General features: G+C 39.8%; 4 protein-coding genes. All 4 read left to right on the top strand.

What is annotated here, in order from left to right; translation table 11 throughout:
• The first annotated feature begins 166 nt into the window (after positions 1 to 166).
• Positions 167 to 2,110: an EAL domain-containing protein gene (locus P20439_RS14125; protein WP_008467870.1), complete on the top strand. Its 1,944-nt coding sequence runs from the start codon at positions 167 to 169 to the stop codon at positions 2,108 to 2,110.
• A gap of 244 nt (positions 2,111 to 2,354) precedes the next feature.
• Positions 2,355 to 2,936, top strand: coding sequence for an electron transport complex subunit RsxA (gene rsxA, locus P20439_RS14120; RefSeq protein WP_008115244.1), 582 nt, complete (start codon positions 2,355 to 2,357; stop codon positions 2,934 to 2,936).
• A gap of 1 nt (position 2,937) precedes the next feature.
• Positions 2,938 to 3,492, top strand: a complete 555-nt coding sequence (gene rsxB, locus P20439_RS14115; protein WP_008115242.1) for an electron transport complex subunit RsxB — start codon at positions 2,938 to 2,940, stop codon at positions 3,490 to 3,492.
• Between the two features lie 8 nt (positions 3,493 to 3,500).
• On the top strand, positions 3,501 to 5,231 hold a 1,731-nt coding region (gene rsxC, locus P20439_RS14110; RefSeq protein ID WP_036934219.1), incomplete at its 3' end, for an electron transport complex subunit RsxC.

Below are 5,231 nucleotides of genomic sequence, written 5' to 3'. Positions count from 1 at the left end.
ACTACACTCCCATAGACATATCCTAAAAATTGCACTACCATTTCTCTTTTAAAACAAAAACTTTTTGCTTATAAAACTAACTATTTGATAACTTTAACTATCAAGCTATAATTAGTTTAATAATCATGAGGTTGCGTCCTCCCCTTTGACATATAAAGATTAAACAATGGCAGCTTTTAAAAAACTTATTTTTATACAACTGATGGCTTGGTTGATTCTTGTAACCGCTGGCTGTTACTTTATAAGCCAAAATTTTGATAGCGCTATCGGTAATGCGCAAAAAAATGCACAAGCTACTGTTGAGCAATACATTAAAAACTTATCCGCAACTGACATTTCTGCTGATAACTTAAAAAGCACACTTGCAACCAGTGAAACATTTTCACGTTTTACTCTACGTGATTATCAAGGCGCAGAAGTGTTTTCAATTAGCAACACACCCAAGCTGCCTTTTATTGCTGAGCTTATTCAATCTAACTACAACTCAGTACGCCCTCAGTACGCCACTAATAATAATGCCGATATAAAAGTTGAATTTAAATTAAACATTGCTTACTTGGCTGATCAGTTTCAAACCGCATTTTTTATTGTATTTGCTATAAGCACCCTACTCGCGTTGATCCCCGTTATATTAATGAAGTCTATTGTTGAACACATTAATACCAATGTGTGCATGGGCGTTGCAGATGTTATTGACATATATATTAATCAAAACCAACTCAGTGATGATTTCGCAACTAAATTTGACTCTAGCCAATTAGAAAAATTAGGAAAAAATTTAATCCCTAGTTTTAATCGTTTATCGCACTTTTTAAAGAATAAAAACGACGATATTAAAACCGCCGCCCACACTATTAAGCGCGAAGCATATAAAGATGGCATTACTGATTTAGGTAATCGCAACATGTTTGTTGATTACTATGAAAAGCATATTGAAAACACTGAAGTGAGTACCTTTGGCTCATTGGCATTGGTGCGCTGTAGCGAGCTACAGTCAATTAATCAAAGCCGTGGCTATCAAAAAGGCGATGAATATATTAAAGCTGTTGCTGATATTATAAAAAGTATTAGCGGTACCTATACCAGCAGCCAGGTATTTCGAGTAAACAGCTCTGACTTCATAATTATACTGCCAAACACCCCACTAAAAGAAGCCGAGAGATTTGGTAAAAACCTACAATCTCGGTTTACGCAATACATGCAAAACCAAGAACTTAGCTCGGTAGCAAACACGGGGATTGTCGGTTATGAAAAAGCCAAACCACTAGGCGAACTGCTCTCTATTGTTGATAATGCAATGAGTATGGCGCAGTCAAAACAAGTTAATGCATGGCACGTACAACGCGATACTGATTTATCCAATAATGTAAGCGCAGGTTTTGGTAATCAAAACTGGCGCAAAGTGATTAATGAAGTTATTGAATCTCGAAGTGTGCATTTAGTAATGCAAAATATCATGCCTTTGGGCAAAAGCATTAAAGCCTATGCTGAAATTCAAGCCCGCTTTAAAACAGAAGAAAATCAAGCTTTGCCTACCGCTTCATTTTTAGCGATGGCTGAAAAGCTCGATATGGCCATTGAAATTGATAAGTTAATAATAGAATCGTCATTAGAAAGAATAAAATCGAGTAATTTATCTGAAAAATATTTTGGCTTAAATATTACTCCTTCAAGCGCGCACAGTGACCAATTTATGATTTGGTTAGAGCGTCGCTTACTTAAAGATACCCATATTGCTTCTAAGTTAATTTTTGAGGTGAGTGAATTTGGTCTGCAACAAAACATTAAAGCAAGCAAACGCTTTATTGACATGGTGCATCGCGTTGGTGCCAGAATTACTGTTGAACGCTTTGGTGTAGGACTCACCTCATTTAAGTTTTTCAGAGACTTAAAACCAGACTTTATTAAAATGGATGCAAGCTATACTCGAGGCTTAGAAGACGATAAAAATAACCAATACTTTATGCGGTTAATGGTCGACCTTGCACATAGAATAGGTGTCAGTGTTTTTGCTGAGGGTGTTGAAAGCCAAGAAGAAAAACACATTGTAGAGACGCTATGCCTTGATGGTGTTCAAGGTTACTACATTGAAAAGCCTAAAGACATTTAGTCCCCCTACTGCAATTAACGTAAAAAAGAGCATTTATGCTCTTTTTTACTTTTTAAAGTGTGCTTTTATGACTGTTCAGCCGTTAAAATGCTGACAGTTTTTTAATTGCAAACTCCCTTGAATTTAACCCTTTACAATTAGCCCATTATTTAACGTTGTTTATTTAACTGATAATCACTCAACGTGTTGTTAATCGCAGTAGAAAAAAGGATAATACACGGGATTTTATTAGCGTGAGGCACACATGACAGAATACGTCTTGTTATTAATTGGAACAGTGTTAGTTAACAACTTTGTATTAGTACAATTTTTAGGCCTTTGCCCGTTTATGGGTGTATCAGGAAAACTTGATACAGCCATAGGTATGTCTTTAGCAACTACTTTTGTGCTAACGCTTGCCTCTGTGACCAGTTATTTAGTAAACGAGTATATTTTATTACCACTAGATATCACCTACCTGAAAACAATGAGCTTTATTTTAGTTATTGCAGTGGTTGTTCAATTTACCGAAATGGTTGTTAGAAAAACCAGTCCAACGCTATATCGTTTATTGGGAATATTTTTACCCTTAATAACGACTAACTGTGCAGTACTCGGTGTTGCTTTATTAAATATCAAAGAAGATCACACCTTTTTACAATCTGCCGTTTATGGGTTTGGTGCCGCAGTGGGTTTTTCATTAGTTTTAGTTTTATTTGCGGCATTACGCGAACGCCTAGCCGCAGCAGATGTTCCCACTCCATTTAAAGGAGCTTCAATCGCAATGATCACGGCAGGTTTAATGTCAATGGCCTTTATGGGTTTTACTGGATTAGTGAAGTTTTAATATGACCTTGTTGTACGCTTTAATAGCGCTGGGTTTACTGGCGTTAATTTTCGGATTAATTTTAGGATTTGCAGCCGTACGTTTTCGAGTTGAAGGTAATCCTGTAGTAGAGCAAATCGATACCATTTTGCCACAAACACAATGTGGTCAATGTGGTTATCCTGGTTGTCGCCCTTATGCAGAAGCCATTGCCAATGGCGATGAAATAAACAAGTGCCCACCCGGTGGTGATGCGACAGTTAAAAAGTTAGCTGATTTGATGGGTGTTGAGGCTAAACCTCTAGCCGGCGGCGAACAAGCCGAGCCAGTTAAAACGGTGGCCTACATTCGCGAAGATGAATGTATTGGTTGTACCAAATGTATTCAAGCCTGCCCTGTTGATGCCATTGTTGGTGCAACCCGACAAATGCACACCGTTCTAATTGACGAATGTACAGGCTGTGACTTGTGCGTTGAACCTTGTCCGGTCGATTGTATTGACATGCTACCCGTTGCACCAACAAAACAAACTTGGAAATGGCAACTAGACGCTATTCCTGTTACCCAAATAGATTAGAGGTTTGAGTGGAAAAGTTACTTGAACAAATAAAAAAAGGCACCGTTTGGGCATTTCCTGGCGGCGTACATCCTCCGCAGCAAAAGTCATTATCTAATAATGCGCCTATTGCGCGCCTTCCTTTGCCTGAAAAACTCGTTCTACCTTTAAAGCAGCATATTGGCGCTAGCGGCAAGTTAATTGTAGAAAAAAGCCAGCACGTATTAAAAGGTCAACCATTAACTAAGCCTTCTGCTAACTGGTCGGTACCTGTGCATGCACCTACATCAGGCACTATTATTGATATTACGCCTATGCCATCAGCACACCCTTCTGCTTTGCCTGAATTAAGCATTATTATTGAACCCGATGGCAAAGATACTTGGTGTGAACTATCGCCTTTAGCAAACCCAGCCAATGCATCACACGATGAACTAGTTGATGTTATTCATAATGCGGGGATCTCTGGCATGGGAGGCGCAGGTTTTCCAACCTACGTTAAAGCAGATATTAAGCAGCCGATTGAGTTTTTAATCGTGAACGCGGTTGAGTGTGAACCTTACATCACGGCTGACGATACTTTAATGCGTGAACATGCCGCTGAAATAATCAAAGGTATTGAGCTCATGCAACAGCTGCTCAACCCTACCCTGTGTATTATTGGTATTGAAGATAATAAGCCCGAGGCTATCACAGCCATGACAGAAGCGGCGAAGCATAACGAGCATATTTTAATACAAACCGTGCCTACTGTTTATCCCTCTGGCGGTGAAAAACAGCTGATCAAACTACTCACTAACCGTGAAGTTCCTAATGGTGGCATTCCTGCTGATATCGGCATTTTAGTACATAACACCGGCACTTTATTTGCTATACAGCAAGCTGTATACGAAGGTAAACCGTTAATTGAACGTGTAGTTACCGTTACCGGCAATACCATACATAAGCCCGGTAATGTATGGGCTCTATTAGGTACTGAGATAAAACACTTACTGGATTGCCAAGGGTTTTCACCCGTACCACAACAGCGCGTCGTTATGGGCGGCCCTATGATGGGCTTTACCTTACCCACGGTTCGTATTGGCGTTGTTAAAACAACAAACTGTATACTTGCTCCAGATCATAAAGAATTAGCAGAGCCAGGCCCAGAAAAAGCCTGTATTCGCTGTAGTGCCTGTGCAGATGCCTGCCCCGCGTCATTACTACCTCAGCAGTTACAATGGTTTGCTAAATCAAAAGAATACGACAAACTCCAAGAACATAACTTATTTGATTGTATTGAATGTGGCGCGTGTGCCTATGTTTGCCCAAGTGAAATACCACTCGTTCAGTACTACCGCGTTGCAAAAGTTGAGATTAAAGAGCAAATTGCCGAGAAGATAAAATCTGATCGCGCTAAAGAACGCTTTGATGCACGTAAAGCGCGTTTAGAGCAAGAACAAGCTGAGCGAAAAAATCGCCACAAACGTAAACCTGCAGCTAAATCTACCGAAGAACAGCAAAAAGTAGCCGATGCCCTTGCCCGCGTTAAAGATAAAACCAGCGATGGTGACAATAAATCAGCTGTAGCAGCTGCAATTGCGCGTGCTAAAGCTAAAAAGCAAGGTGATGAACTCGAGCCAGATAACAGTGAAGTTGCAAAAGAGCGCGCAGCACGTAAAGAGCAAGCTCGCCTTTATAAAGAGCAAAAAGCACAAAATAATGGTGATGACGAAGCTGTAGATGACAAAAAGTCAGCAGTTGCAGCCGCTATTGCCCGT

Origin of the sequence: Pseudoalteromonas sp. BSi20439 (genome assembly GCF_000241165.1) — a bacterium.
GTDB lineage: Bacteria > Pseudomonadota > Gammaproteobacteria > Enterobacterales > Alteromonadaceae > Pseudoalteromonas.
Note: the sequence above shows the minus strand (reverse complement) of the source record. Positions and strands in the feature narration are given on the sequence as shown.